Origin of the sequence: Nonomuraea sp. NEAU-A123, assembly GCF_018603905.1 — a bacterium.
GTDB lineage: Bacteria > Actinomycetota > Actinomycetes > Streptosporangiales > Streptosporangiaceae > Nonomuraea.
In genome coordinates this window covers 472,861-496,335 of record NZ_JAHFZZ010000006.1, presented here as the reverse complement: position 1 = coordinate 496,335, position 23,475 = coordinate 472,861, and the positions used below count along the sequence as shown (strand labels likewise).

The window sequence follows — 23,475 nt, the reverse complement described above, 5'->3', positions numbered from 1 at the left end:
CCTTTGTGACGCTAGGGCCCCCGATCTGCCGACGAAACGTAACTTCCTTCGCCATACCCGTCAATATCCGTGACAGGAAGCGTTATCCGGTGGCATGACCGTAACTGCATGATCCACTAGGGTGCACTCTCATGCGCATTCTCGCCGCCGCCCTGGTCACCTTCTTATCGCTGACCGGCACGGCCCACGCGGCCCCCACCCCCGACCCCTTCACGAAGAACCCGCTCTACAAGACAGGCAAGCTCCCTGCCCAGACGTGCGAAGAGCCTGACGTCAACCAGGATCACGACGCGATCCGCCTGTACGTGGAAGCCATTACCGCATGCCAGGAAAAGGCCTGGTCGACGCAGGTGACGAAGGCCGGCTTCCGGTACCAGAAGGCCAAGGTCGTCGTGAAGTACGGCGATCGGATCAAGACCGCCTGCGGCGTCTACCACCCGGATGACGTCTACAGCCTCTACTGCATCCCCAACAAGACCATCTACCTGATGCTCACCGACTACGGCCTGCGCGACGAGCTCGACAGCCCGGGAATTCTGGAAAGCCTCTCCATCGGCTACGGCTATCACGCGCAGAACATGGTCGGCATCGTCGACCAGGAATATCGAGCCGTCAAGAAACTGCCCAAGGCCAAAGCCCTCGCGCTCACCACCAAGGGCTCGCTCCAGAGCATCTGCTTGGCGGGCGCGTTCATCGGCAGCGTCTGGGATTCGCTGGGGCATTCCCGCGCGCACGGCTCCGAGTTCTTCATCAGCCGGCACGCGGTGGAAGGAAGCTACAAGGGGTTCGGAACGGCGAAGAACCGCGTCTACTGGCAGCGACGCGGCTTCGACGCGGCCTCACCGTCGGCGTGCAACACCTACACCGCTCCCGCCTCCAAGGTCACCTGACCGAGCGGCTCCATCGACGCCCACGCTCCGTGAACGGCGGGTGAATTCTCCGGCGTGGCTCTGGCCGCCGTTCTCTGAGCCGCTACGCCTTCGCCTTCCCCTCCAGCGTCCCGATACAGCGCCTCGGCCGGTAACGCGGCGGGCGGACCGCGAGCGGAGCGCGCACGAGGAGCTGCTGGCCCAGCTCGCCCTCCTCGACGCGCAGCTACGCAAGGTCGCCGACGCCATTCACCGCGGGGACGAGCAGGCGCTGCGTGACCAGGGCCGCTTCCTGCGGGACCGGTTCGGCGGCTCGGACCTGGACCTGGACTAGCGTCAGGCGGTGTGACGGTAGGCGGTGGGCGCCGCCCCCGGGAACAGCCCGTCGAAGACCGCGACCCGGTCGAAGGCCATCGCGCGGGTGCGGGCGCGAAGCTCCAGGTCCTGCCGATCGGCGGCGGACATGTCCAGGACCACCCGGTCCACCGCCTCGGCCAGAGCGGTGATGTCCCCGGGCTCGACGATGACAGCGGTGTCGCCGACCGCCTCCAGGGTCCCGCCCGTGTCGGTGGTGATGATCGGTCCACCGCCGGCCAGCATCTTCTCGGCCAGGGCGATGCCGAACGTCTCGACGAAGTCGGGCTCGGGCTTGGTGGGCAGGGCGTAGGCCGCGCAGCCGCGCATGAGCAGCGACTTCTCGTGGTCGTCGACATCGGTGAGGAAGACCACCCGGTCGTCCTCCTTGGCCATCGCCCGCACCTCCTCCAGCGCGGGCCCGGTGCCGGCGACGACCAGTTTCACGCGCGACCGGCAGCGCATCCGCTCGAAGGCGATCAACAGGTCGTGGATCCCCTTGGCCCGGGTCACCCGGGACAGGAACAGGACGTAGCCGTCACGCTCCAGACCGCGTCGCGCGAGCGCGGCGTCCACTCGCGCCGGATCCCGGTCGAGGAAGGCGGCGGAGTCGATCGGCGGGTAGCTGACGGTTACTCGGCGCCGGCATTGTTCGGCGAACCTGGTGCCGCAGTAGGCGTCCACCTGCTCGGCCGAGGCGACGATCTCGTCTCGGGTGTACTCGGAGACCGCGACGACCTCGTCGTTGGCCAGGAACGTGGTGAACAGCACGGTCGCCGCGCCGAACCGGCCTTCCCGCAAGCACGACCGGATCACGTTGGTCACGTCGGAGCCGACCGCTTTCGCCACGGTGTGCACGTCGGGCGCGAACCCGGCCGCGCGCGCCGCCGCGACCGCGTCTATGACCACCGCGGTGTGCGGAACGAGGTACATGGACAGGCAGGTCGTGGGTACCGGTTCGGCGAGCAGCTCGACGAGGCGGCCGGTGAGGCCGGCCAGGTGACGTCCGTCCGGCACCCGGTAGTCCCCCACCGGATCCGGCCGCTCCACGGTGATCCCGTCGCTGTACGGCAGCAGCCGGTCCAGCGGCTTGAGCGGCAGCCCGGCCGCCCGCAGTGCCGCGATCGGCCAGGTCAACAGCCGTACCTCGTCGAACCCGCGGGTCAGCGCCACCTCGGCGAGGTTACGGGCTTCGCCGGAGTGACCACAGATGACCGGGTCAGCCCGGACCACGATGACGAGACGGCGACGGGAGTGGATCATCGTGCTTCCTCAGGTGTCGCGGGTGGATCTGGCGGGCGGATGTGACAGGGACGGCGGCCGGATCCCCTGCCCCCACGACGACGGCTCCGGGCCCAGCCGCAGGTGCAACCGGCCGCCGCCGTGCACGGTGGCGGCGCTCAGGTGGGTGGCGTGCAGGGGCTTGCCGTTGAGGGTCGCCGACTGGACGTACTGCGCCGGTGGGTCACGATCGAGGCCGTCGACGCCGATCGGCGTCTCGCGGTGCCCACTGGTCTCGATGACGAACTCGTTGCCGCCGGCCCGGAGCACGGCCCGGGGGAAGGCGGGCGCGTTGACCAGGAACAGGTTCTGGCCGGCGATCGGGAACAGCCCCAGCGACGCCCAGACGTACCACGAGCTCAGGCCGCCGGAGTCGTCGTTACCGGGCAGCCCGCCAGGTCCGGTGCCGAACTGCCAGGTCAGCGCCGCGTGCACCACCTGGGCGGTACGGTCGGGACGGCCCGCGTAGTGGTACGCCCACGGCGTCTCCATGTCGGGCTCGTTGTTCAACCCTTCAAACCGGTTCAGGGCGTATCCGGCCCTTATCTCCGCCGCCTGCGGGCGCCGGCCGGGCTGCGTCACCGGCGCGGCCCCGAAACCGAAGAACCTGTCCAGCGTGTCGATGAAGGCCTGGTCGCCACCGGCCAGGGCGATCCTCGCGGCCATGTCGTGCAGCAACCGGAAGGAGTAGTTCCACTTGCCGCCCTCGTAGAACTCCGAGTCGCGCAGCAGTCCCGTGCTCGGGTCGAAGGCGTTGGACCACTGGCGGCTGCGCTCCTCGAGATCGTCGGCCAGGCCCCGGTCGTTCAGCGCCCGGGCGACCTGTGCCGTGCAGTGGTGGGCGTAGGCGAGGTCGAGGGTGTGCGTGATCGGGTGCACCACTCCGTGCTCGAAGAAGTCTTCGCCGTACAGACGGTGCAGGTCGCCGACCATGTGCACGAGCGCCCAGTTCCAGTCCAGGTCGGTCCGGCCGAGAGCGTGGGCGTCCGCCAGCGCGGTGTGGACGAGCGCGCTGGCCTGGCGGAAGAACCGGTCGGCGCCGCGAGCCATCCGGTAGCCGATGGGGAAGTTGCCCTCCTCCTCGCAGACCCGGATCAGCGACTCCAGCAGGTCCGCGGCCCGGTCGGGGGCGATGGCCGCGAGCAGCGGGAGCTGGGTCTTGTAGATGTCCCACATGGTGCACACGTCGAACGCGAACGGTCCGGGGGTCGGCCAGAACGGGCTTTCGTCGTCGGCGAAGCACGGCTTGATCAGCGCATGGTAGAGCGCCGTGGCGAGCACGGTGCGGCGGGCCGGCGTGCCGCCCTCGACCTGGACATGGTCGAGGTGCTCGCGCCAGCGGGATCGGGTCCGGGAACGTACCGCGTCGAACGCCGGCTGGGCGTGGCCGCACTCGCGCTCGAGGTTCTGGCGCGCCTGGTCGCACCCGCGCAGCGAGAACCCGAGCCGTACCTCGATGGTCTGCCCCGGTGCGGCCGGGCCCATGAAGAGCAGGCCGAAGGGCCGCAGCGTGGTGTGCCGGATGCTGTCGAAGTCCAGGCGGGTGCCGCCGTCGATGAGCCGCCGGTCGTACCAGAGCATCTGCCGCCAGCCTGGGCTGTCGACCTCCACGTACACCGACAGCGGGACGCCCTCCATCACCACCGTGCCCTGGGCCCGGCCGTGGCCCATGCTCTCCACCTGTGCCCGCAACGGCACGGTGCGGCCGAGCTCGATGGCCAAGCCACCGCAGGACAGGTCGACCACCACCCGGGCGCTGCTGTGCTGCGGGAACGTGTAGCGATGCACCGCGACCTTGGTGCCCACGGTGAGCTCACAGCGGACCCCGGTGTCCAGGGTGGCCGCGTAGTAGCCCGCCTCCGCCACCTCGTCACGCAGCGGCCACGCCTCCCCCAGCATGTCCAGTGGCTGCACCATCGGGGTGACGCGGACGTAGTTGTAGTACTTGCGGATCGCGCCGGTGCCGGACTGCTGGAAGTGGGTGAACCCGGATGCCTGCAGGTGCTCGAACATCTCCTCAGGCACCCCCTCGGTGTTCTTCGTGTAGCGCCCGTAGCCGGTGGGGTAGGCGCCGGAGTAAGCACAGGCCGACACCATGCCCAGCGGCGACGTAGCACCCGGGTGGGTGTTTCCTACCTGGGGTTTCGGCCACCACCAAGTGGCGGCCAGACCGCGTGCTCTGGGCAGGTCGGTCGCCGCGATGCCGATGAAGGGGTCAACGTTGTCAAGGATGGCGGGACTCTACCTAGCTCGAGCCCGCCTTAGGTTTCGACGAGATGAACTGCTTGGTTCAACGGTATTAAGCCGACGAGTATTGATCGTTTTCGCCTAGAGTGAGGCTCGTGTGGTACGCGCTCATCCTCGTGGCGGTGCTCGTCGCCGTCCTTGCCGCGGCGGTGGTCGTCGCCCGGCGTAGGTTCGTCGTCGTCCAGGTGAGTGGCATGAGCATGTGGCCGACGTACCGGCCGGGTGACCGGGTGCTGGTCCGTCGTGCCGCCGCGCGCCAGGTGCGGCGCGGTGAAGTGGTGGTGTTCGAGTCGGCGGGACGCTCGGGATGGGGCACCGGGCCGCTGCCCGCGCCTCAGGCCGCGACCTGGGTCATCAAGCGGGTGGCCGCGCTGGCGGGCGACCCGGTGCCGGCCGAGGTGGCGGCGGCTGCGAGGGCGGAGCCGGGTGCGGCCGTTCCCGAGGGCGCGCTCGTCGTCGTGGGAGACGGCACGTCGAGTGCCGACTCCCGGATGTGGGGCTACCTGCCGGCCGACCGGGTGCTGGGCGTGGCCGTGCGAAGACTGTCCTCGGGCCCGCCCTCCTCTGACCCGCCGTCCTCGAGCCCGTCATTCCCTGGTCCGGAGATGCCGGCGTCCCCGGGCTCGTAGCCGCTGGCCTGCAGGGTGAACAGGCGGGCGTACTCGCCGCCCGCCGCCATGAGCTCGGCGTGCGTGCCGCGTTCGGCGATCCGCCCGTCGCTGAGCACCACGATGAGATCGGCGTCCCGTACGGTGCCGAGCCGGTGCGAGATGAGCACGCTCGTCCGGTCGCCGCGGTAGCGCCGCAGGCTGCTGTGCACCTCGTGCTCCGCCTCGGCGTCCAGACCCGAGCTGGGCTCGTCCAGGATGAGCAGGTCCTGGCGCCACCGCATGAAGGCGCGGGCCAGGGCCAGACGCTGCCACTGCCCGCCGGACAGGGCGACCCCGGCCTGGTCGTCGCGGTCGCCGAAGATGCGGCTGAGCATGGTGTCGTACCCGCGCGGCAGTGCGGTGATCGCCTCGTGGACGCCCGCCTGGCGGGCCGATTCCTGGACGCGGTCCTGGTCGGCGGCGGCGGTCAGGTCGCCCAGCATGATGTTCTCGGCGGCGGTGAGGTCGTAGTCCATGTAGTCCTGGAACACCGCGCCGATCCGCCCGCGCAGCTCGTCCGGGCTCGCGTCGCGCAGGTCCACCCCGTCCCAGCGAATCTCCCCCCGGACCGGGTCGTACAGCCGGCACAGCAGCTTGACCAGCGTGCTCTTGCCCGCGCCGTTCACCCCGACGAGGGCGACCGTACGCCCGGACGGGATGAACAGGTCCACCCCGCGCAGGATCCAGGGGTGCTCCTCGCTGTAGCGGAACCACACGTCGCGTAGTTCGATCCCGTCGCGCAGGTCGGGCAGCGGGGTGGGATCGGACGGGACGGGCAGGTCGGGCTCGGCCTCGGCCACGGCCGTGTAGTGGCCGAACATCAGCAGGGCGTTGTGGGCGTCCGCCCACTGGCTGACGATCGCCGTCAGCGCCATCTGCACCCCGGCCACGGCCGCGACGAACACCGTCACGTCGCCCACGCTGATGCCTCCGGAGGCGGCGCTGAGGATGGCCCACAGCAACCCTCCGGCCGCCACGACGCTGCCGAGCAGCGCCATCATGCCCTGGCTGCGCAGCGTGCGGCGATCGACGTCCCGTTCGGCGTGGTTGATGCCGCTCACCTCGTCGAGCATCCGCGTGCGCAGGTAGTCGCCCAGGCCGAACAGCCGCACCTCCTTGGCCGCCTCCGGCCTGGTGAGAAGGTCGCCGAAGAACACCTGGCGGCGCATGGCGGGGGTCATCTTCCACATCACCTCGGCCCGCTCCCGGCTGAGCATGAGCTGGATGCGTACCGAGGGCAGCGCGGCGACCACGATGACGGCCACCATGAGCGGGCTGACGGCGAACAGCGTGACGACGAAACCCGACAAGGTGATGAGTGCCTGGCCGATCGCCAGCGCGCCGACGACCAGCCGGTCCGGTGCGTTGTGACTCGACTCGTACGCCAGCCGGAGGGTGTCGTGGAAGGCCGGGTTCTCGAAGCGGCTGAGCCCCGGATGGCGGTTGACGGCCCGGAACAGCCGGTCGTAGATGAGCAGCCGCAGTGATCTACGCAGCTGTGCCTGTACGTACGCCGACACGTGCGGCAGCACGATGACCGCCAGGCCCGCCAGGGCGAGTCCGCCGCCCAGCGGCACCAGGGCGGCGGCACCGTCGCCCGTGGCCAGCGCGTCGAGCACCAGTTTCGTCAGCCAGGCGGTCGCGACCGGCGCCGCGCCGGCGAAGACGCCGAGGACTACCGCGGCGACGGTCGCCGCCGGATGGGCCGTCCAGGCGAGGGCCGCGGCGACCCGGACCCGCCTGAGCGTGGAGTCCGCCATGCCGCTCAGACCTTCACGGGGTCGGGAGCTTCGGTCCGCCGCCCACGACGGCGGCCACCAGGTAGGGCATCGGCGTCCCTTACGGTTCAGCGGAGCGGGGGTGTGTGCGCGCGGGTGGCGCGGGATCCCGCGGGAGAATGTGAGGAGCACGGCGCCGGCCAAGGACCAGTCCGGCCGGCGCCGTGCTCATCTGTCATCAGCGATGCTCAGGGCTCGCTCACCATCACAGGTGGCAGTACTTGACGCCGGCGTAGAGGCAGCACGTCATGCGGAGGACGGAGTCCCACCAGCAGGCTTCGGCCCGGGCGGTGGTGGAGGGCAGGAGCCTGTCGAGCAGACGATCACTCATCCTGTTGAGAGCACGGAACATGGGGATCCTCCTATTGGTGCGGACCGGCGAGGTCAATAGCGTCTGACGATCAACGGGCGTAAGCAGGCATACCGCGGGTCCTCTTCGGTAGGTTCCTGCCGACGTACTCCGGCTTAGATGCCGCAGTACGTCTTGCCGGCGATGATGCAGCACCTGAAGCCGGAGGGGTGCCAGAAGCACACATCGGCTTCGGCGGTTGCTGCGGGCAGGAACCTGCCGAGCAGACGGTCACTCATCCTGTTGAGGGCACGGAACATGGGGATCCTCCTCTTGGGGCGAACCGGCGGCTGGGGTTGCCGGTGACAGCCGACATAGGCGATATGGGTGATCATCTCTGCCGACAGCAGGACAATAACGACTAACGATCAACGGGCGTAAGCATGCGGGACTGGCATCAAACTGCACGGCCGAACAGCTTGATGCCAATCCGCAGGCATACCGCGTCGGCCCCTGTTGCACTGTTCGGAGCCCACATGAGCCTCAGTAGTCTCGGATTGACCACTCTCGACGAGACCGTTTACCGCGCCCTCTTACGCGGCGGCGAAGCGACGGCGGGCGACCCGGACCTGGTCGGCGCGGCGCTGGAGCGGCTGGTGGCGCTGGAACTCGTGCGGCTGGATCCGGACGGCCGGCCCGTGGCCGTCGATCCGGAGATCGGGATCAGCCGCCTGATCAGGCGGCGCCTGCTGGAGACGAGCGCGGAGCAACGCCGCATCGCGGAGGCCTGGAAGACGCTGATCCTGCTGAGCGCGCAACGCGGCGGGCCGGACCGTACGGTCACGATCGAGAGGATCGACGGCATCGACCAGATCAGCGAGCGCATCTGGTCCCTGTCGCTCGACGCGCGAGAGGTGCTGGCCGTGCAGTCCGATCGGTGGCGTCCCCGCCTGGACATGCTGCCCGCCTACCTTCAACGGCTCGGCGAGGGCGTCCGGTGGCGCACCATCATCTCCCGGAAGTGCCTGGTCGACCCGGCACTGATGGAGTACAGCCTCACGCTGCACCGCGCCGGCGACCACCACCGGCTCGTCGACGACGCCGGACAGCCGATGGTGATCGTGGACCGTTCGGTGGCCTTCGTCCCCACCACGCCGGACTGCAGCGCCGAGAGCGCCCTGATGATCTCCCAGACGGGGGCCGTCGCGACGATGGTGGACCTGTTCGAGGGGGTGTGGACGCACGCGGCGGACCTCGAACCCCACCCCGCCCCCAGCCTCACCCCCAGGGAACGGCAGGTGCTGTACCTGCTGTCCAGCGTCGACAAGGATGAGATCGCGGCCAGGGAGATGGGCGTGAGCCTGCGGACGTACCGGCGGCACGTGGCCGAACTGTTCGACCGGCTCGGCGCCGCGAACCGCTTCCAGGCCGCTCTGCTCGCCAAACAGCAGGGCTGGATCTGATCGACGCGGGAGACGCGAGGAAGGGCCGCGAACAGATCTCACTGATCCGCCAAGAAATCACGCTCCCCACTTGTCAAGAGCCGCACCGCGGACGATCATGAACGTCCATGACGAAGAAGATCCTTTCCAGTGTCGCGGGCATCGTTCTCGGCGCCGCCGCCCTCGTCGGCAGCACCGCCTCCCCCGCCGCCGCGGTGGGCGGCTGTTCCAAGACCGCGAGCAGCGACCACTCCGTGAGCGTCAAGTGCACCAGCGGGCTTGAGACCTACTTCCGGGTCTACGGCTACTTCTGCTCCACCTCGTCCTGTTCCTACCTACCGGGCAGCCTGGTCGGCCTGGGCGGCACGAGCAAGGTCACCAACGCCGGCGCCTACTACAGCGGCTCGTGGAAGGTGAAGGGCTGCTACGTGACCGACGGCTGCTGAGTCGCCGGGCCTGGACCTCTTCCCGACGTCCAGGCCCCTTGGACGCCGCGGTCGATCCGCTCCCCTTAGCATTTCGCACGTGACCACCTACGACGATCCTGACGCGTTCGAGTACCTGGACTTCTCGGCCCTGCCGCAGCGCCAGCAGCGGATCCTGGCCACGATCCGAGACTGGGTGGTCAGGTACGGGTATCCTCCGAGCACTCGCGAGATCGGCCGCGCGGTCGGGCTGCGGTCGTCCTCGTCGGTGTCGAAACACCTGAAGAGCCTGGAGGACAAGGGGTTCCTCCGCCGGGGCACGACGATGACCCGGCCGATCGACGTGCGGCTGTTCCTGCGGGCCGCGGCACCGGAACCGGCCGGCGACGTGGTGAGCGTGCCGGTGGTCGGAGACATCGCCGCGGGCAGTCCCATCCCGGCCGACGAGTACGTGGACGGCACGCTGACCCTGCCCCGCGATCTCACCGGCCGGGGCAATCTGTTCGGCCTCCGCGTACGGGGCGATTCGATGATCGACGCCGCGATCTGCGACGGCGACATCGTCGTGGTACGGCAGCAGCCCGAGGCGCACTCGGGCCAGATCGTCGCCGCGATGATCGACGGTGAGGCGACCGTCAAGGTGTACCGCCGACGCGACGGGCACGTCTATCTCGAACCGCGCAATCCCATCTACGACATCATCGACGGCGACGGCGCCGCGGTGCTGGGCATCGTCGTCTCGGTCCTTCGCAGCCTCTGAACACCGCGCCGGCGATGGCACCGCGCCGCGCCGCGCTGCCCCAGAAGCGAGATCAACGCGGCGCGTTCCTACCTCACCCCAGACGCCGCCCTATCGCGACACGTCCTCGCAGCGGACCGTGACCACCGCGAACCACACGTGCGAACGCGCGTCCTGGGAAGCCACCGACTCGAACACGGAGCAGTCGGTGAACCCATTGTTGAGCGCGTTCTGCCTGGCGGCGGCCTCGGCGTTGGCGAGCGCGGTGTCCTCTTCGATGCCCTTGCCGAACCCGTCGAACAGCGCGCCGATCTGGGCGTTGGCGAAGGCGGGCAGCGCGGTGACGGCGGCGCCGGCGACGACGCCGGAACCGGCCAGCGTCGCGGCAGCCAGCCCGACCAGCAGCTTTTTCGTCAGGTGCTTCATGGGATCTCCCCGGTGGTTCGATGGATGGGCCTACATCCGATAGGCGTGCCATCCCGTTCCATCTGTCACCGGACGTCCTCGCGGGCAGCGGCCCGGAGCCGACGATCGTTGATCAGCCCCTAGTGCATGGGGGCGTGGATGACGGTGTCGACGGCGATGGTCAGCAGGAGCCGGACCTGGTCCCTGCCGCCGTACCAGGGGTAGGGGCGGCCGAGGTACTTCTGGGCGAGGCGTTCGATGTTCTCGGCGGCGCCCTCGGTCGTGGCGCGGGTGACCCGTCCCTTTACGGAGAAATAGCGGGAGGTGTCGTCCGGGTCGGCGATGCTGACGGCCACCCGCGGGTCACGCTCGATGTTCTTGGCTTTGCGGTAGCCCTCGACGGTGTTGATGAGGATGTGCTCGCCGTCGGTGTCGACCCAGGTCTGGGTGAGCTGGGGCGAGCCGTCCGGCATGGTGGTGGCGATGAAGCAGAGGCTGGGCCGGTCCAGCAGTTTGAGGAGTTCGTCGGGCAGGGGCGTCATGCGGTGTCGCCTTTCCTGGGTGAGGGGGCACCGGTGCACCGTACCGGAGCGGGCAGGCCGCTCAGCGCATGGGTGGAAGGGATACCCGGGATCGCCCGTTCCGCCCGCGCGACGGCATCATCCTGGTGACGCCCTCATGGGTCGTAGCCACCGTTTCCGAAGGGAGTGCCGGGCTCGACGGCTCCCCCCCAGCGGCTCCTCGCTCTCCCGGACGATCCTGTCGACATAGTGCTCCGCATGCACGAGCAGTAGTTCGTCCCGGGTGACCGGCACCACGGGCAGTCGTTCAAGACGAGCGCCCAAGCCTGACACCTCGATGAGGCCGGCCAGCCGCGTCTTCGGCGGTGAGTCGGAGAAGTCGCACGTCTTCCCGCTCGCACTATGTGAGCGCCAGGCGTCCTTGTCCTCGGCGGTTTGAGCGACTCGCTCCCCCCAAGAGCTCAGGACTTGACCAGCACGTACGCTCGCGCCGGATCGATCCCCACGGTCACGTTGGTGCCCTCGGCCAGCAGGCGCTGGGGGTCGGGTCCCGGTACGGTCACCGCCAGCGTGCCCGCGCCGGTCTCGACCTCGTAGTCCACGCTGTGCCCGTGGAACGTGGCCCGCAGCACGGAGCCGATCCCGCCCTCCGGAGCCGCGGTGAGTGAGAGGGTCTCCGGCCGGACCATGAGGTAGGTGGCGGCGTTCGCCCGCACCTCGGGGTGGGCCGCGACCGTCATGTCCCGCCCCAGCGCGTTGACCGCCGCGCTGCCCGCCTCGACCCGCGCCGGGACGATCTCGATGAAGTTGGCCCGGCCGATGAAGTCCGCCACGAACACGGTCGCCGGCCGGAAATAGATGTCGGCCGGGCTGGCGGCCTGCTCGATCCGGCCCTTGTTCATGACCACGACCCGGTCGGACATGGTCATCGCCTCGTCCTGGTCGTGGGTGACGTACAGGCTGGTGATGCCCAGCCGGCGCTGGATGCGGCGGATCTCGGCGCGCATGGCGCCGCGCAGCTTCGCGTCCAGGTTCGACAGCGGCTCGTCGAACAGCAGCACCTCGGGCTGGACGACGAGCGCGCGGGCGAGCGCCACGCGCTGCTGCTGCCCGCCGGACAGCTCGTGCGGGCTGCGGTGTTCCAGGCCGACGAGGTTCATGCTGGTGAGCGCGATGCGGAGCGCGGAGTCCATCTCGTCCTTGCCGCGGCGCCGGGTCCGCAGGCCGTAGGCGATGTTCTCGCTCACGGTCAGGTGCGGGAAGAGGGCATAGCTCTGGAACACCATGGCCATCGGGCGGCGCTGCGGCGGCAGGTGGTCGATGGCGTCGCCGTCGAGCCGTACGTGTCCGCTCGACGCCTCCTCCAGGCCGGCCACGATCCGCAACGTCGTGGTCTTGCCGCAGCCGGAGGGCCCGAGCAGCGTGATGAACTCGCCGGGCGCAACATCGAGCGAGACCGAGTCGACGGCGACGACCGGCTCCCGCCCTTGGGTGGTGAACGCCTTGGTCAGCCGGTCGAGGCAGAGCCGGCCGCGCCGGGTGTCGTCCGTCATCGTGCGTACCTTCCTGAGACGCGGTGAAGGGTGGTGGTGCGGCCGACGAGCAGCCGGATGATCCCGAAACCGGCCAGGACGAGCGCCGTCAGCACCGTGCAGTAGGCGAAGGCGACGCCGTAGCGGCCGGTGTTCGCGGCGCTGAGGATCTGGGACGTGATGATGTGCGTGCCGGGGGTGACGAGCAGGATGATGGTCGAGAGGGAGGTCATGCAGCGCGCGAAGCCGTAACCGAGCCCGGTCAGCAGGGCCGGCCGGATCAGCGGCAGCGTGATCGTGCGGAACGTCCGCAACGGCCCGGCGCCGAGGCCCTTCGACGCCTCCTCCAGGCTCGGGTGCAGCTGCGACAGCGCCGCCGTGCCCGTACGCAGCCCGGCCGGCACGGAACGGACGACGTACGCGAGCACGATCGCGACCGCTCCGCCGGCCACCGCGCTCCCGCCCACGAGGCCGGGCAGCACCTCCAGGTCCCCGACGTAGCGGCTGGGCCGGTAGGCCAGCAGGTAGCCGATGCCGAGCACGGTCCCCGGCACCGCGACGCCCAGCGTGCCGGCGAAGTCCAGCCAGCCACCGGACCGCGGCAGGTGCCGGACCGCGAGCCAGGCGATGAGCAGGCCGAAGACGCCCGCGATCGGAGTGGCGATCGCGGCCAGCAGGGTCGTGTCCTTCAGCGCCTCCTGACCCACACCGAGCAGCACCTCGCGCAGGTGGGTGAAGGTGAGCGTGTGGTCCACGCCGAACACGCGCGTGACACCGCCCACGATCACCGTCCCATAGAGGGCCACGATGACCAGGGAGACGAGCACGGCCAGCGCCAGCACGGGCCAGCGGGCCCAGCTCGTGATCAGGTGCACGGTGCCGGACGGCCGGCCGGTGACCGTGGTGCGGACCTTGCGGCCCAGCCAGTACCGCTGTGCGACGAACACCCCGATGGAGGGCACCAGCAGGATCAGGCTGTAGACGGCGGCGCTGGTGGTGTCGTACTCGCCGGTGACGGCCAGGTAGGCGCGGCTGGCCAGCACCGTGTAGTCACCGCTCACCACGAGCGGGTTGGCCAGGTCGGCGATGGCCTCCACGAACAGCAGCAGGAACGGGCCCGCGAGCCCCGGCGCCAGCAGCGGCAGCATCACCGTGCGGAAGACCCGCCACCGCGAGGCGCCGAGGGTCATGGCGGCTTCCTCCATGGCCGGATCCAGGCTGTGCATCATGCCGAGCAGGCCCAGGTACGCGACGGGGAACAGCGACAGCGACAGGACGAACACCAGCCCGTCGAGCCCGTAGATGTCGTACTCAAGGCCGAACAGCTCGTGCGTCACCAGCCCGCGCCGCCCGAACAGCACGATGGTGGCCGTGGCCACCGCGAAGGGCGGGCTCACCACCGGCATGAGCGCGATGAGGTGCAGCACCTTCTTGCCCGGCACGTCCAGCCGGGCCTGTACGAAGGCGAACAGGAAGCCGATCGCGGTGCCGGCCAGGCCGACCAGCACGCCCAGGGCCAGCGTGTTCCACAGGATCCGCAGGTCGACCGAGGAGGTGAAGAACTCCACGTAGCGCGGCCAGGCCTGCGGCGACAGCGCGGTCCCCAGCACCGCGCCGATCGGGAAGACGCTGCCGACCAGGACCAGCGCGACGCAGGCGATGATCGCGACCAGCACGCTCGTCTCGCGGCGGCGCCGTCGCGGCGCCCGTGGCGGGTCCTCGGAGGGAGACTGTGTGCGGACGGCCCCTGTGCGTCCGCGCGAACCGGGCATCACGACTTCGGCGCCTTCGCGATCTCGGCGTCGAACCGCCGGGTGAGCTCCAGCTTGCGCTCCCCCGCGGCGGTGCTGTCGTAGTCGATCAGCTTCAGCGCCGCCAGGTCGGCGCTCTTGTCCGACCGCCTGGCTTTCGGGTTGGTCGGCGCCTGGTACGACCGCACACTGGGCCCGATCTCCTGGGCCGCCGGGGTGAGCGCCCAGTCGATGTACTTCTTCGCGCTGACGGGATCGTGCGCCCCCTTGATCAGCGCGACCCCGCCCACCTCATAGCCCGTGCCTTCGGAGGGGAAGGTGACCCGCAGGTCGGGGAATCCCTGCTCCTTGGTCGCCACGCAGTCATGGGAGAAGACGACGCCCACGCCGACTTCGCCCCTGGCGACCTGCTGCGCGGGGGCGGCGCCGGACTTGCTGTACTGCAGGACGTTCGGGTGCAGCCGTTTCATGTACGCCAGCGCCTGGTCGACGTTCCCGCCGTGCAGCGTGACCTGCGTCCACAGCGCCGTGTACGCGGTGCCCGACGTGGCCGGATGCGCGATGCCGACGTCCTGCTTGAGCGCCGGATCCAGCAGGCTCTGCCACGACTCGGGAGCCCTCAACCGCTTCTCCGCGAGCACCTCGGTGTTGGCGCAGAAGCCCAGGACGCCGACGTACACGCCGGTCCAGGCGCCGTCGCCGGCCTTGTACCTGCCGGGGATGGCGGCCGCGTTCGGCGAGAGGTAGCTCTCCAGGAGGCCGTGCCCGGCCGCGGCGGCGTACCCGTCGGCGGGGCCGCCGTGCCAGACGTCGAACTCGGGATCGGACTTGCCGGCCTGGATCCTGGCCAGCGCCTCACCGCTGGACAGGCGGACGAATTCGGACTTGATGCCGGTGGTGGCGGTGAACGCGCTCGTCATCGCCGCGCACCACTCCTCCGTGGCGCCGCAGGCGACCACGACCTTGCCGGCGTCGGCGGTCGCCGTACCGGCCGCGCGGGCACACCCTGACAGCACGAGCGCGCCGGCGATGAGCAGGGAGGGGGAAAGGTACCGAGGAACCATGGTCGACCACCTCTTGTGGGCGGAGGGCTACCGTGCACCGAACGTAAGCCGCGCGGCGGGAGGCCCCGGTAACGCGCCCGTGAGCGTTGGTGACACCGTCGTCACCTACAGATCGGGCATCAGATAACCGGCGTTGCGCACGGTCTGTACGTAATGCGCGGCGTCGAGCGTGGCCAGCCGGGACCGCAATCGGTACACCCCGGTCTTGACCACGTCGCGGCCGCCCCACACGTCGGAGGCGCCCCACACCGTACGGAGGAGCGCCTGCCACGGTTGCGGGGTGCCCCGATGCTCCGCGAGATGGGCGAGCAGCCTGAACTCGGTGAACGGCAGCTCCAGCCGCCGCCCGGAGATCGTGACAGTGTGCCGGTCCAGGTTGACGACCATGTCGCCGACCCGCAGCACCGTCTCTTCGCCGCCCCGACGGCGGCGGACCAGCGCCTTCGCCCGCAACGCGAGCTCACGGGGGTGGAACGGCTTGGTCACGTAGTCGTCCGCGCCCCGCTCCAGCCCGGCGATGATGTCCTCCTGCTGACCGAGCGCGCTGAGCAGCATGATCGGAACATCGGACCTGGCGCGGATCCGCTCACAGAGCGTGAGCCCGTCGAGTGCGGGCATGAGCACGTCGAGCACCACCAGGTCGACCTCGCACGTACGCAGGATGTTCAGGGCGGTCGCGCCGTCGTGCGCGGTGTGGACCGTGAAGCCCTGGGTGGTCAGGGCGAATTCCACGATGATGGTCATCTGCAGTTCGTCGTCCACGACGAGCGCTGTGCTCAACGCGGCTCCTTCCGCGCCGGCAGGGTGAACAGGAACGTGGTGCCGAGCATCGAGGTGGTGTCCACCATGATGGACCCGCCGTGCAGCTCGACGATCGCCTTGGTGATGACCAGCCCCAGCCCGGTCCCGTCGGCCAGCGGCCGGCCCGTGACGAACCGGTGGAACAGCCGCTGCCGCTGGTCCTTGGTCATTCCCGCGCCGTCGTCGGTGACGTACACCGCGATCCCCGTGTCGATGGCCATCACTCGTACGTCGATGCTGCCACCCATGCTGGTGAACCGGCTGGCGTTCGACAGCAAATTGGTCAGCGCCTGAGCGGTCAGCGTCGGATCGGCGGGGATGGGCGGCGTGACCTGAGGAGTGTCCAGGCTGATGCGCTGCCGCCGCTCCGCGCACAGCGGCCGCATGGCGGTGACCACGTCGCGGGCGACCACCGAGACGTCCACCTGCTCCAGGCGCGGGGTGAAGAGGCCCGCCTCGATCTTGGCCTGGGTGAGCAGGCTCTCGCACAGGTTGATGACCTGCGCGCACTGCCGGTCCACGATCGCGATGAACCGCTTCTGCGCCGGCGTGAGCGGCCCCGGGCTCTCCTCGCCGAGCAGGTCCACCGCGCCCTTGATCATGCTGAGCGGGGTACGCAGCTCATGGCTGAGCGCCGTCACCTGCTCGGCCCGCCGCTCGACCAGCTCACCGAGCCGGTCCAGCTCGGCCTGCTGCGTCGCCGCCACACGGCGCAGGCCGGCCACGGCCAGCCCCACACCACCGACCAGCCCGGCCACCGCCGCCACCGCCGTCCAGGCCCCGGCCATCACCGCGCCGACCGCGCCCGAGACACCGAGCAGCCCGCACAGCAAGGGCAGCCGCGGCGACCGCACCACCACCCGGTGCGCCCAACCGGTACGCCCCATCGGGAACCACCCCCAGTCGGCATCAGGATGACCTTCCGACACGCCTGGCGAAAGGGACCTTGTGTGATCGGGTCCGCGCCGGGCTTCGGCCCCCTGCTCTGGCAGGGTGCATGAGCTGCGGTTGTAACCCTTTTGGTCGCTTCTCGCCAAGCAGGGGTGCGAATCGACGAAGGGAGCAGCCGAAGTGTTCGTGGCGGTGCTCGACTCGGCCCACACCTACCGGGCCGAGCTGGGCACCGAGATCGCGTGGCTCTACGGCGTGGCCCGCAAGACGATCTCGGCCGAGCGGCGGCGGAGCAGTTGCTGATGGATCTGCGGAACGAGAATCGTGTACCGCGCCGGACGGCGCCGCCGCATCACCCGCCGACTGTACGTCGGCGGCGCGGTGGCCGTCCTGTCCGCCGCTGAAGGCGGCGGGCGTCAGAGCGGATATCACCTACATGGAGCGCGGCAAGCAATGTGAGCGGAAACGGGGAATGAGCTACGCCTTGGCGGACGGAGCCATCCACATGCGGCAGGGCGGGCTGGACATCGATCCCCGGCTCATCGACAAGAACCAGACGCTGGTGCTGGAGTTCGCCGGGAGCGAGGAGGAGGTCCCCGGAGCGGAGCAGCCGAAGGTGCAGTGGATACTCTCGTCGATGACGATGGTGGTGGTGTGGCTGGATCCGCGCGCCATGCGTCCGGTCAGCGGCGATGGCCCAGCTCGCACCGTGGTCGGCTGGGAGGCGCTGCGGGCGGTGCTCGCAGCAGAAGGTCGACTGCGGCAGTCGTCCTCGTCGCTTCAGTCGTCCTCGTCGTCCCAGTCGTCATCGTCGTCGTCCCACAGGTCGCTGGGCGGCAGCGGGTGCTCGTCGTCGATGAGGGAGTCGTCCACCGAGCGCCGCCAGGCGCTGCTCTCGTCCGGGTCGGCCCACTGTTCCTCGGTGATCCTCGGGATGGGGACGGTGGCCCGCCGGTGGTCGACCATCCAGGAGTTGCGGAAGAAGTCGAACTTGAGGTGGTAGCAGCCGGCGGACTCGGTGTAGATGATGGGTGGGACGAGGAACTGCGCCACGCCGACCTTGGCCGCGACGATCACGTAGTCCTCGGGGATGGATTCGTCGTTCCAGCAGGCGGCGAAGTTCACCGGCGTGAGGGCGTCCTTGCCGAGCACGTGGATGAGGTTGTCCTGGACGACGAACTGGTCCGGGTCGAGGGCCACGTCCTCGCCGAGCATGAGGATCGGCGCGGGCAGGATGTGCGCTTGGGCGAAGGACTGCGCCTCGCTGTACAGCCCGATGATCTCGTCGTGGCGCGTGGGGTCGTAGCCTCTGGAGGAGTGGAACGGGCAGCAGATCTGGCCGTTGGGCCGCTCCGGCTCGGGGAAGAACGCAGACTTGTCCACCCGCGTCATGGCGGACCCGCTGCGCCGGGCCCGCAGGAACTCCGGGATCCAGCGGGCGTTGTCGGCCTCGATCGCCTCTGTCCGGCAGAGCGCCCGGAACGCGGTGTCGCCGAGCTTGCAGTTGAAGTAGTCGAGAAGGGTGAGCGCGGCGCACTCCGCCAGCGACAACGTGTCGGTCTTGGCGAACCAGAAGTCGTAGCCGTTGGCCACGAAGTGCACCCCGCGAAACTCCTTGTGCACGAAGGTCTCGCGGGTGGGGCCCTCCCCCATGCCGTCCCAGTGGGCGGCCGCCACCTGGTTGTAGTACGCGTCGGCGTGCCGGGCCAGCTCCGGCGCGAACACACTCTCACCGGTCAGGTAGCACGCCTTGCTGAACAGCTCACCGATCTCCGGCGCCTCGGTGACCTCGTCGGCGGTGAAGATGAGTTCGGTACGCAGGAACACCTTGCGACCGTCGCGGTAGGGTGCGCCCTCGTGCTCGTACCGCTGATCGAAGATCACACACGTGAAGTCGCCGATCTCGCTGAGCGCGGCACCGCCGACCAGGTCCAGCGCCGGCGACCCCGTACCGCCGGTCAGGTAGAGCAGCACCGTGTACCGGGAGATGTGCCGCCGGGCCGCGTCGAAGTACGGCGTGTCCCGATGCCGGTGGAAGTTCGCGTCACCGGGCTCGAACCGGTTGCACCTGAACACCGGGTTCACATGCGAGAACCCCTCCACCGTCGCCGGGGGCAACGCGTCGGCCACCACCGCGGTCAACGCCTCGGCCAGCAGCGCCGAGTGGAAGATGAACCGTTCACCACCCCGGGACGCGGCGTTCAGCGGTGGTACGTACAGGTTCAACTCGTCCAGTTGTGCCAGCCGGGCCTGGGCCTGCGCCGGCCACCGCAGCGAGAACGAGAACACCCCCTCCGCGTGCTCCACCCGCCCGGCCGGCTCCGCCTCCAGCGGCACGTCCTCGAACAGGCGGTCCAGCGGGACGATGTTCTCGAACGTGCGAAACGACAACTCGTGCGGATCCACGAACACCGCCGCCAGGTACGGCACGTCCGCGCTTGGCCGGGCGAACAGATCCCGCACCCGCTCGTCGATTCGCTCGGCATCGATGAACCGCACCGCCTTGAACCGCGCCGACGGATGCCATGAAATGTCCAATCCGTCCACCGTCGCGGCCGGCTCGGCATCGGTCGCGTCCACCTCCGCCCGATACCGGGCGGCCTCCTCGGTGGGCACATCCCTGGTCGACAGGTCGAAGAACCGATCCCGAAGCTCGATGCTCACATGCACCTCCACAAACTGCGCAGCTCCGACGGAAGATTCGCGGCACGCGCCAGTTTCCGCACACCGTCCTGGCCCACATCGGAGTCGTACAGCCACAGCCGCGCGAGGGATCCGACGAACGGGGCGGCGAGGAGGGCCTCCGCGCCCGCCTCGCCGATGTCGTTGTACCGCAGGTCGAGCTCGGTCAGCTCCGGGAACCGATGCAGGGAGCGCACGCCCTCGGCGGTCACCCTGTTGCGCTGCAGGTGCAGGCGGCGCAGTCCGCCCAGGTAGGGGGACGCCGCGAGGGCCGCCAGACCGGCGTCGCCGATACGGCAGTATCGCAGTTCCAGCGCCCGCAACCGGTCCGTGCGGAGCGAGGCGGCGAGGATCTCGGCGCCGTCGGGGCCGAGATCCAGATAGGAGAGGTCAAGCTCGACGAGTCGCCCGACATCCAGTCCGTCGAGAAACTGCATGTCCAGGCGCCCAGAACCCGCCTCGGCCCCCGGGCCGTCTTCCCACTCGTCGTCGTCCTCGTCCCAGTCGTCATCCTCGTCGGTCGCCGCGTTCGGCGCGATTCTCAGCGTGGTGACGAACCGGCCGCGCAGCACCTGCTCCACGACCTCGCGGACATCGTCCGACCACTGGACGGCCACCTCCGCGGCGAAGCCGTACCGGCGCGCCAGCACCCGCGCCGTCGCCGGCAACCCGTCGCCCCATCCGTCCTCGTGCTCCGCGACGAGGTCGGCGATCTCACGCTCCACGGCTGCGCGATCGGCGGGGCGGGTACGCGCCAGGCGCTGCTCAAGGCGGATCAGCGTGCCTCTGGCGTCGCCCTGCTCCAGCAGCCAGTCGCTGTAGGCACGCCACGAGGCGAGGTCATCGGGATGAGCGCGTAACGCGTCTTCGACGGCGGTCACTTGCATTTGTACGAATGTACGGAGATCGGCAAATGTGTCAAGGCGCCGCACATCATCAGCGAACGGACCCCGAGTGACCTCGCGGGCAGGTATCGTGCTCCGCCAAGTACATGATCGCTGACGTGGACAGCCCCCACGCGGCACGGTGTACATTGCGGCGTCCTCGGGCGGAGTCAAGGGGCCCGCCTCAGTTGGAGGTCTCCACCGTGAATCCACCGGGTCCAGCCCGTTCGACGGCCGACGAGCGGGAGGCGCCGCGCACGCCCCGGGCCGAGCGCGGCCGGGACGACACCCTCGACGAGAGGCGGGCGTGGGAGTCCGCCGCCCGCGCCTGCTACCAGGAGATCGGGGTCCCGTTCCCGGAACGGGTCGTGTGGGTGTCCTCACCCCTCGTCGGCGCGTTCGCCGCACCGATCGCCGCCTGCCTGAGCACCGGCCACCGCAACAACCGCGTCCTGGACTCCGTCTACCGGGTGGTGGGCGAGACCGCCGGCGAGACCGTCGGCCACGTAGTGCGCGCCGCGGTCCAGGCCGCGGCCGACGGCGCGGTGAGCGATCCGGTGCACGGCGCGGCGGCCACCGCCCTGCACACCGAGATCGCCTCGGCGATGGGTTCCGCGATGGCCTCGGCGGTGCGGGACACGGCGCACGTCACGCCCGCCCGCGAGGAGAGCCGACAGGTGTCCACCGGCGCATTGGCCATGGTCGCCAGGGCATCGGACGCGGCCGTGCGGGCGGCGGTGGACGCGGCGGTGGGCGGCCCGCGGCAGGACACGATCCGCGGCGAGGTACGTCGGCTGTGGCGGGCCCATCTGGCGTGCCAGCGGTCCGACACCTGGCTGACCCTGGTCGGCCGCTTCAGGCAGGACACGGTCCAGCCGCTGGACGAGGACCGGTCGTGGCGGACCCTCGCGGAGCAAGCCGCGGCGCAAACCGCGCCCGCCGGCTGGTGGTGGTGGCCCTTCCTCGACTTTGTCATGCTCTGTCCGCGCCCGGCCGAGCTGCACCTCGAGCAAGTCGGCGAGGGCGTCCAGGCCACGCACCGGCCACACCGCGCCGACGGCCCCGCGGTCGGCTGGACCGACGGGTTCGGGCTGTACTTCTGGCATGGCACCCACGTCACCCAAGCAGTCATCGACGACACCCTCACCGCCGACGAGATCCTCCGCGAAACCAACGCCGAGATCCGCCGCTGCGCCATCGAACGCCGCGGCTGGGACCGCTTCATCGCCGAGGCCCGCCTTGCCCAGGTCGGTCCCGCCGTACCCGACCCCGGCAACCCCGGCCAGACCCTCACCCTGCACGACGTCCCCGCGGACATCTACACCACACACGTGCGGGTCCTGCTGTGCACCAACGGCACCGTCGAACGGGACGGCACCCGCCGCCGCTTCGGCCTCACCGTCCCCGCCGAGTGCACCGACCCTCTCGAGGCCGCCGCCTGGACCTACGGCCTCACCTCGGCGCAGTACGCCACGGCACAACGACGATCATGATCACGCCCACCGGCAAGGGAGCCCGAGAAGATGCCCACCATCGAACAGGCCATCGCCACCTTCGGCGTCACCATCGACGACCACCTGGACCGGCAGGCCGAGATCCCCATCCTGTCCGGCCTGCAGTTCCAGGGCGATGTCGCCGTCGTACCGGCCAACCGGGAACCGGCCCGCACCCCCGTCCCCGAGAGCGGCGTTCCGATCGTCCGTGGCCAGGCCGAGGCCAACACCCACCTCCTGCTCGCCACCGGCAAGGCGTTCTTCGCCCCGGAGCGCTCCGGCGGCGGAATGGTACTCGGCGTGCTGACCGTCGCAGAGGGGGCCACCGCCTACCTCGCCCACCCCGAGCACGCCTTCACCGGCATCGCACCGGGCACCTACGAGCTGCGGCGCCAGCGCGAGCAGGCCGACCAAGCCCGGCTCGTCGCCGATTGACGGAGCGTCACAGCGGCCGGGGAAGGCCGGACGCCGGGAACGGGATCCCGTCCGGTCGCACTGCTCATGCGCTGGGGCAGAGGACGAAGAGCGGGAAGGCGCGTCGGCTGGGCTGGTCGCCGATTTCCTTGAGCGCCGTGCGGATCTCGCGCAGGTGGCCGGTGGTCATCTGCAGTGGGGGCTCGTCAGGCTGGTAGACGGTGCGGACCGGATAGTCCACGCCTGGTCGCCGGGTCATCTCGATGTGGCAGCCGAGCACGTGGCTGACCGTCCGGTGGTCGCAGAACTCGATCAGGCGGTCGATCGTGCGGGCGAAGGCCTGCCAGTCCTGGATGTAGAGCCGACCGGGGTAGACCGTGTCGCCGGTGAGCAGGAATCCGGTCCACGGGTCGTAGAACGTGACCGCCGCCTCGTGGTGGCCCGGGGTGGCCAGACACTCCAGAACCCGGCCTCCCAGGTCGACCTGCGCCACAGCATCAGGGTTCTCGCCGAATCCGAAGTACGTCCAGGCGGAGGCCAGGTCCGCACCGACCACCGTCGTGTCGGTGCGGTCGGTGAACTGGCCGTCGCCCGCGATGTGGTCTCCGTGCGGGTGAGTGTGCAGCACCAGCAGGTGGTAGCCCTCCCGAGGGTGATGAGCGAGCCAGCTCGCAATGAGCTCGTCGACCACCTGGCGCAGAGGAAGGAACTCCGCGGATGCGGTGGCGCCTGTGTCGATCAGCACCACCCGAGCGTTTCCGAACAAGAGGAACAGGAACGGCGCCTCATAGTCGATCGCCATGTTCTGCCGCAAAATAAACGTGTGCTCGTCGTACGCGTGGACCTGGATGTCCGGGTCGGTGTTGTGCTTGGCCGACCGCGAGCCATGGATCCACCGAACATCCAACCCATGAGGCTGGGGAACCTGGCCGGCGAAATCAATGAGGGACGTACCTGCGCCCA

Annotated in this window: 23 protein-coding genes and 1 pseudogene; 9 read left to right on the top strand and 15 right to left on the bottom strand. The window is 69.7% G+C overall.

All coding sequences use genetic code 11. The features are described from left to right. The first annotated feature begins 131 nt into the window (after positions 1–131). Positions 132–890, top strand: coding sequence for a neutral zinc metallopeptidase (locus tag KLK06_RS21395; RefSeq protein ID WP_214637289.1), 759 nt, complete (start codon positions 132–134; stop codon positions 888–890). Between the two features lie 40 nt (positions 891–930). Continuing rightward, complete coding sequence (locus tag KLK06_RS21390) at positions 931–1,203, top strand: hypothetical protein (protein WP_214637288.1); 273 nt, start codon at positions 931–933, stop codon at positions 1,201–1,203. Positions 1,204–1,205: 2 nt separating this feature from the next. Here KLK06_RS21390 and KLK06_RS21385 read toward each other — a convergent pair whose 3' ends face one another. Both KLK06_RS21385 and KLK06_RS21380 read right to left on the bottom strand, forming a co-directional pair. After that, positions 1,206–2,486 carry a glycosyltransferase gene (locus KLK06_RS21385; RefSeq protein WP_214637287.1) on the bottom strand — a complete coding sequence of 427 codons (1,281 nt, stop codon included), beginning with the start codon at positions 2,484–2,486 and terminating at the stop codon, positions 1,206–1,208. Positions 2,487–2,495: 9 nt separating this feature from the next. Next, positions 2,496–4,712 (bottom strand): GH92 family glycosyl hydrolase, encoded by a 2,217-nt coding sequence (locus KLK06_RS21380; RefSeq protein WP_214637480.1) that lies wholly within the window; start codon positions 4,710–4,712, stop codon positions 2,496–2,498. A 125-nt stretch (positions 4,713–4,837) separates the two neighbouring features. Between KLK06_RS21380 and KLK06_RS60010 the strand changes: the two are divergent. Then, positions 4,838–5,227, top strand: a pseudogene (locus KLK06_RS60010) (S26 family signal peptidase); the annotation flags it as partial. A gap of 23 nt (positions 5,228–5,250) precedes the next feature. Here the strand turns inward: KLK06_RS60010 and KLK06_RS21375 are convergent. From KLK06_RS21375 to KLK06_RS61525, 3 genes are all read right to left on the bottom strand, one after another. Continuing rightward, positions 5,251–7,161, bottom strand: a complete 1,911-nt coding sequence (locus KLK06_RS21375) for an ABC transporter ATP-binding protein (RefSeq protein WP_214637286.1) — start codon at positions 7,159–7,161, stop codon at positions 5,251–5,253. Between the two features lie 223 nt (positions 7,162–7,384). Then, the gene (locus tag KLK06_RS61530; protein WP_284735063.1) at positions 7,385–7,510 is read right to left on the bottom strand and encodes a hypothetical protein; all 126 of its coding nucleotides are present in this window, start codon (positions 7,508–7,510) and stop codon (positions 7,385–7,387) included. Between the two features lie 134 nt (positions 7,511–7,644). Next, a complete protein-coding gene (locus KLK06_RS61525; RefSeq protein WP_284735062.1) occupies positions 7,645–7,767 on the bottom strand; it encodes a hypothetical protein in 123 nt (40 codons plus the stop codon). A gap of 237 nt (positions 7,768–8,004) precedes the next feature. On the opposite strand from KLK06_RS61525, the gene KLK06_RS60005 reads away from it, so the two are divergent. The 3 genes from KLK06_RS60005 to lexA all read left to right on the top strand — a co-directional run bounded on the left by KLK06_RS60005 (position 8,005) and on the right by lexA (position 10,095). Then, a complete protein-coding gene (locus KLK06_RS60005; RefSeq protein WP_250905747.1) occupies positions 8,005–8,931 on the top strand; it encodes a LuxR family transcriptional regulator in 927 nt (308 codons plus the stop codon). A gap of 107 nt (positions 8,932–9,038) precedes the next feature. Beyond that, entirely contained in the window at positions 9,039–9,356 is a 318-nt protein-coding gene (locus KLK06_RS21365) for a hypothetical protein (protein WP_214637285.1), read from the top strand. A gap of 79 nt (positions 9,357–9,435) precedes the next feature. Then, a complete protein-coding gene (lexA, locus tag KLK06_RS21360) occupies positions 9,436–10,095 on the top strand; it encodes a transcriptional repressor LexA (protein WP_308168372.1) in 660 nt (219 codons plus the stop codon). Positions 10,096–10,185: 90 nt separating this feature from the next. On the opposite strand, the gene KLK06_RS21355 is transcribed toward lexA, so the two are convergent. The 7 genes from KLK06_RS21355 to KLK06_RS21325 all read right to left on the bottom strand — a co-directional run bounded on the left by KLK06_RS21355 (position 10,186) and on the right by KLK06_RS21325 (position 17,035). Further along, positions 10,186–10,500: a hypothetical protein gene (locus KLK06_RS21355; RefSeq protein ID WP_214637284.1), complete on the bottom strand. Its 315-nt coding sequence runs from the start codon at positions 10,498–10,500 to the stop codon at positions 10,186–10,188. A 119-nt stretch (positions 10,501–10,619) separates the two neighbouring features. Further along, positions 10,620–11,021 carry a TIGR03618 family F420-dependent PPOX class oxidoreductase gene (locus tag KLK06_RS21350; RefSeq protein ID WP_214637283.1) on the bottom strand — a complete coding sequence of 134 codons (402 nt, stop codon included), beginning with the start codon at positions 11,019–11,021 and terminating at the stop codon, positions 10,620–10,622. Between the two features lie 440 nt (positions 11,022–11,461). Further along, positions 11,462–12,553, bottom strand: coding sequence for an ABC transporter ATP-binding protein (locus KLK06_RS21345; protein WP_214637282.1), 1,092 nt, complete (start codon positions 12,551–12,553; stop codon positions 11,462–11,464). Further along, the gene (locus tag KLK06_RS21340) at positions 12,550–14,208 is read right to left on the bottom strand and encodes an iron ABC transporter permease (RefSeq protein WP_214637281.1); all 1,659 of its coding nucleotides are present in this window, start codon (positions 14,206–14,208) and stop codon (positions 12,550–12,552) included. The genes KLK06_RS21345 and KLK06_RS21340 overlap by 4 nt, the downstream gene beginning before the upstream one ends. A gap of 95 nt (positions 14,209–14,303) precedes the next feature. Continuing rightward, entirely contained in the window at positions 14,304–15,347 is a 1,044-nt protein-coding gene (locus tag KLK06_RS21335; protein WP_214637280.1) for an ABC transporter substrate-binding protein, read from the bottom strand. A gap of 105 nt (positions 15,348–15,452) precedes the next feature. After that, positions 15,453–16,127, bottom strand: a complete 675-nt coding sequence (locus tag KLK06_RS21330; RefSeq protein WP_214637279.1) for a response regulator transcription factor — start codon at positions 16,125–16,127, stop codon at positions 15,453–15,455. Beyond that, positions 16,124–17,035, bottom strand: coding sequence for a sensor histidine kinase KdpD (locus KLK06_RS21325; RefSeq protein WP_214637278.1), 912 nt, complete (start codon positions 17,033–17,035; stop codon positions 16,124–16,126). The genes KLK06_RS21330 and KLK06_RS21325 overlap by 4 nt, the downstream gene beginning before the upstream one ends. A 184-nt stretch (positions 17,036–17,219) precedes the next feature. Between KLK06_RS21325 and KLK06_RS61520 the strand changes: the two genes are divergently transcribed. Beyond that, positions 17,220–17,342, top strand: a complete 123-nt coding sequence (locus KLK06_RS61520) for a hypothetical protein (protein WP_284735061.1) — start codon at positions 17,220–17,222, stop codon at positions 17,340–17,342. 477 nt (positions 17,343–17,819) lie between these two features. Here the strand turns inward: KLK06_RS61520 and KLK06_RS21320 are convergent, their stop codons facing one another. Together KLK06_RS21320 and KLK06_RS21315 are read right to left on the bottom strand one after the other, a co-directional pair. Next, positions 17,820–19,703, bottom strand: a complete 1,884-nt coding sequence (locus KLK06_RS21320; protein WP_214637277.1) for a hypothetical protein — start codon at positions 19,701–19,703, stop codon at positions 17,820–17,822. Beyond that, positions 19,700–20,608 carry a TIGR02996 domain-containing protein gene (locus tag KLK06_RS21315; protein WP_214637276.1) on the bottom strand — a complete coding sequence of 303 codons (909 nt, stop codon included), beginning with the start codon at positions 20,606–20,608 and terminating at the stop codon, positions 19,700–19,702. The genes KLK06_RS21320 and KLK06_RS21315 overlap by 4 nt, the downstream gene beginning before the upstream one ends. 200 nt (positions 20,609–20,808) lie before the next feature. On the opposite strand from KLK06_RS21315, the gene KLK06_RS21310 reads away from it, so the two are divergent. Together KLK06_RS21310 and KLK06_RS21305 are read left to right on the top strand one after the other, a co-directional pair. Then, positions 20,809–22,098 carry a DUF6745 domain-containing protein gene (locus tag KLK06_RS21310; protein ID WP_214637275.1) on the top strand — a complete coding sequence of 430 codons (1,290 nt, stop codon included), beginning with the start codon at positions 20,809–20,811 and terminating at the stop codon, positions 22,096–22,098. A gap of 30 nt (positions 22,099–22,128) precedes the next feature. Next, complete coding sequence (locus tag KLK06_RS21305; protein WP_214637274.1) at positions 22,129–22,533, top strand: hypothetical protein; 405 nt, start codon at positions 22,129–22,131, stop codon at positions 22,531–22,533. A 64-nt stretch (positions 22,534–22,597) separates the two neighbouring features. Here KLK06_RS21305 and KLK06_RS21300 read toward each other — a convergent pair whose 3' ends face one another. Then, positions 22,598–23,419 (bottom strand): MBL fold metallo-hydrolase, encoded by an 822-nt coding sequence (locus KLK06_RS21300; RefSeq protein WP_214637273.1) that lies wholly within the window; start codon positions 23,417–23,419, stop codon positions 22,598–22,600. Positions 23,420–23,475 lie beyond the last annotated feature (56 nt).

Bases quoted from the DNA above. Each gene is read 5' to 3' on its own strand.
- KLK06_RS21315 (WP_214637276.1), bottom strand. From the start codon at position 20,608: ATGCAAGTGACCGCCGTCGAAGACGCGTTACGCGCTCATCCCGATGAC.
- KLK06_RS60005 (WP_250905747.1), top strand. From the start codon at position 8,005: ATGAGCCTCAGTAGTCTCGGATTGACCACTCTCGACGAGACCGTTTAC.
- KLK06_RS21345 (WP_214637282.1), bottom strand. From the start codon at position 12,553: ATGACGGACGACACCCGGCGCGGCCGGCTCTGCCTCGACCGGCTGACC.
- KLK06_RS21375 (WP_214637286.1), bottom strand. From the start codon at position 7,161: ATGGCGGACTCCACGCTCAGGCGGGTCCGGGTCGCCGCGGCCCTCGCC.
- KLK06_RS61530 (WP_284735063.1), bottom strand. From the start codon at position 7,510: ATGAGTGATCGTCTGCTCGACAGGCTCCTGCCCTCCACCACCGCCCGG.
- KLK06_RS21385 (WP_214637287.1), bottom strand. From the start codon at position 2,486: ATGATCCACTCCCGTCGCCGTCTCGTCATCGTGGTCCGGGCTGACCCG.
- KLK06_RS21395 (WP_214637289.1), top strand. From the start codon at position 132: ATGCGCATTCTCGCCGCCGCCCTGGTCACCTTCTTATCGCTGACCGGC.
- KLK06_RS21365 (WP_214637285.1), top strand. From the start codon at position 9,039: ATGACGAAGAAGATCCTTTCCAGTGTCGCGGGCATCGTTCTCGGCGCC.
- KLK06_RS21350 (WP_214637283.1), bottom strand. From the start codon at position 11,021: ATGACGCCCCTGCCCGACGAACTCCTCAAACTGCTGGACCGGCCCAGC.
- KLK06_RS21335 (WP_214637280.1), bottom strand. From the start codon at position 15,347: ATGGTTCCTCGGTACCTTTCCCCCTCCCTGCTCATCGCCGGCGCGCTC.
- KLK06_RS61525 (WP_284735062.1), bottom strand. From the start codon at position 7,767: ATGAGTGACCGTCTGCTCGGCAGGTTCCTGCCCGCAGCAACCGCCGAA.
- KLK06_RS21355 (WP_214637284.1), bottom strand. From the start codon at position 10,500: ATGAAGCACCTGACGAAAAAGCTGCTGGTCGGGCTGGCTGCCGCGACG.
- KLK06_RS21325 (WP_214637278.1), bottom strand. From the start codon at position 17,035: ATGGGGCGTACCGGTTGGGCGCACCGGGTGGTGGTGCGGTCGCCGCGG.
- KLK06_RS21305 (WP_214637274.1), top strand. From the start codon at position 22,129: ATGCCCACCATCGAACAGGCCATCGCCACCTTCGGCGTCACCATCGAC.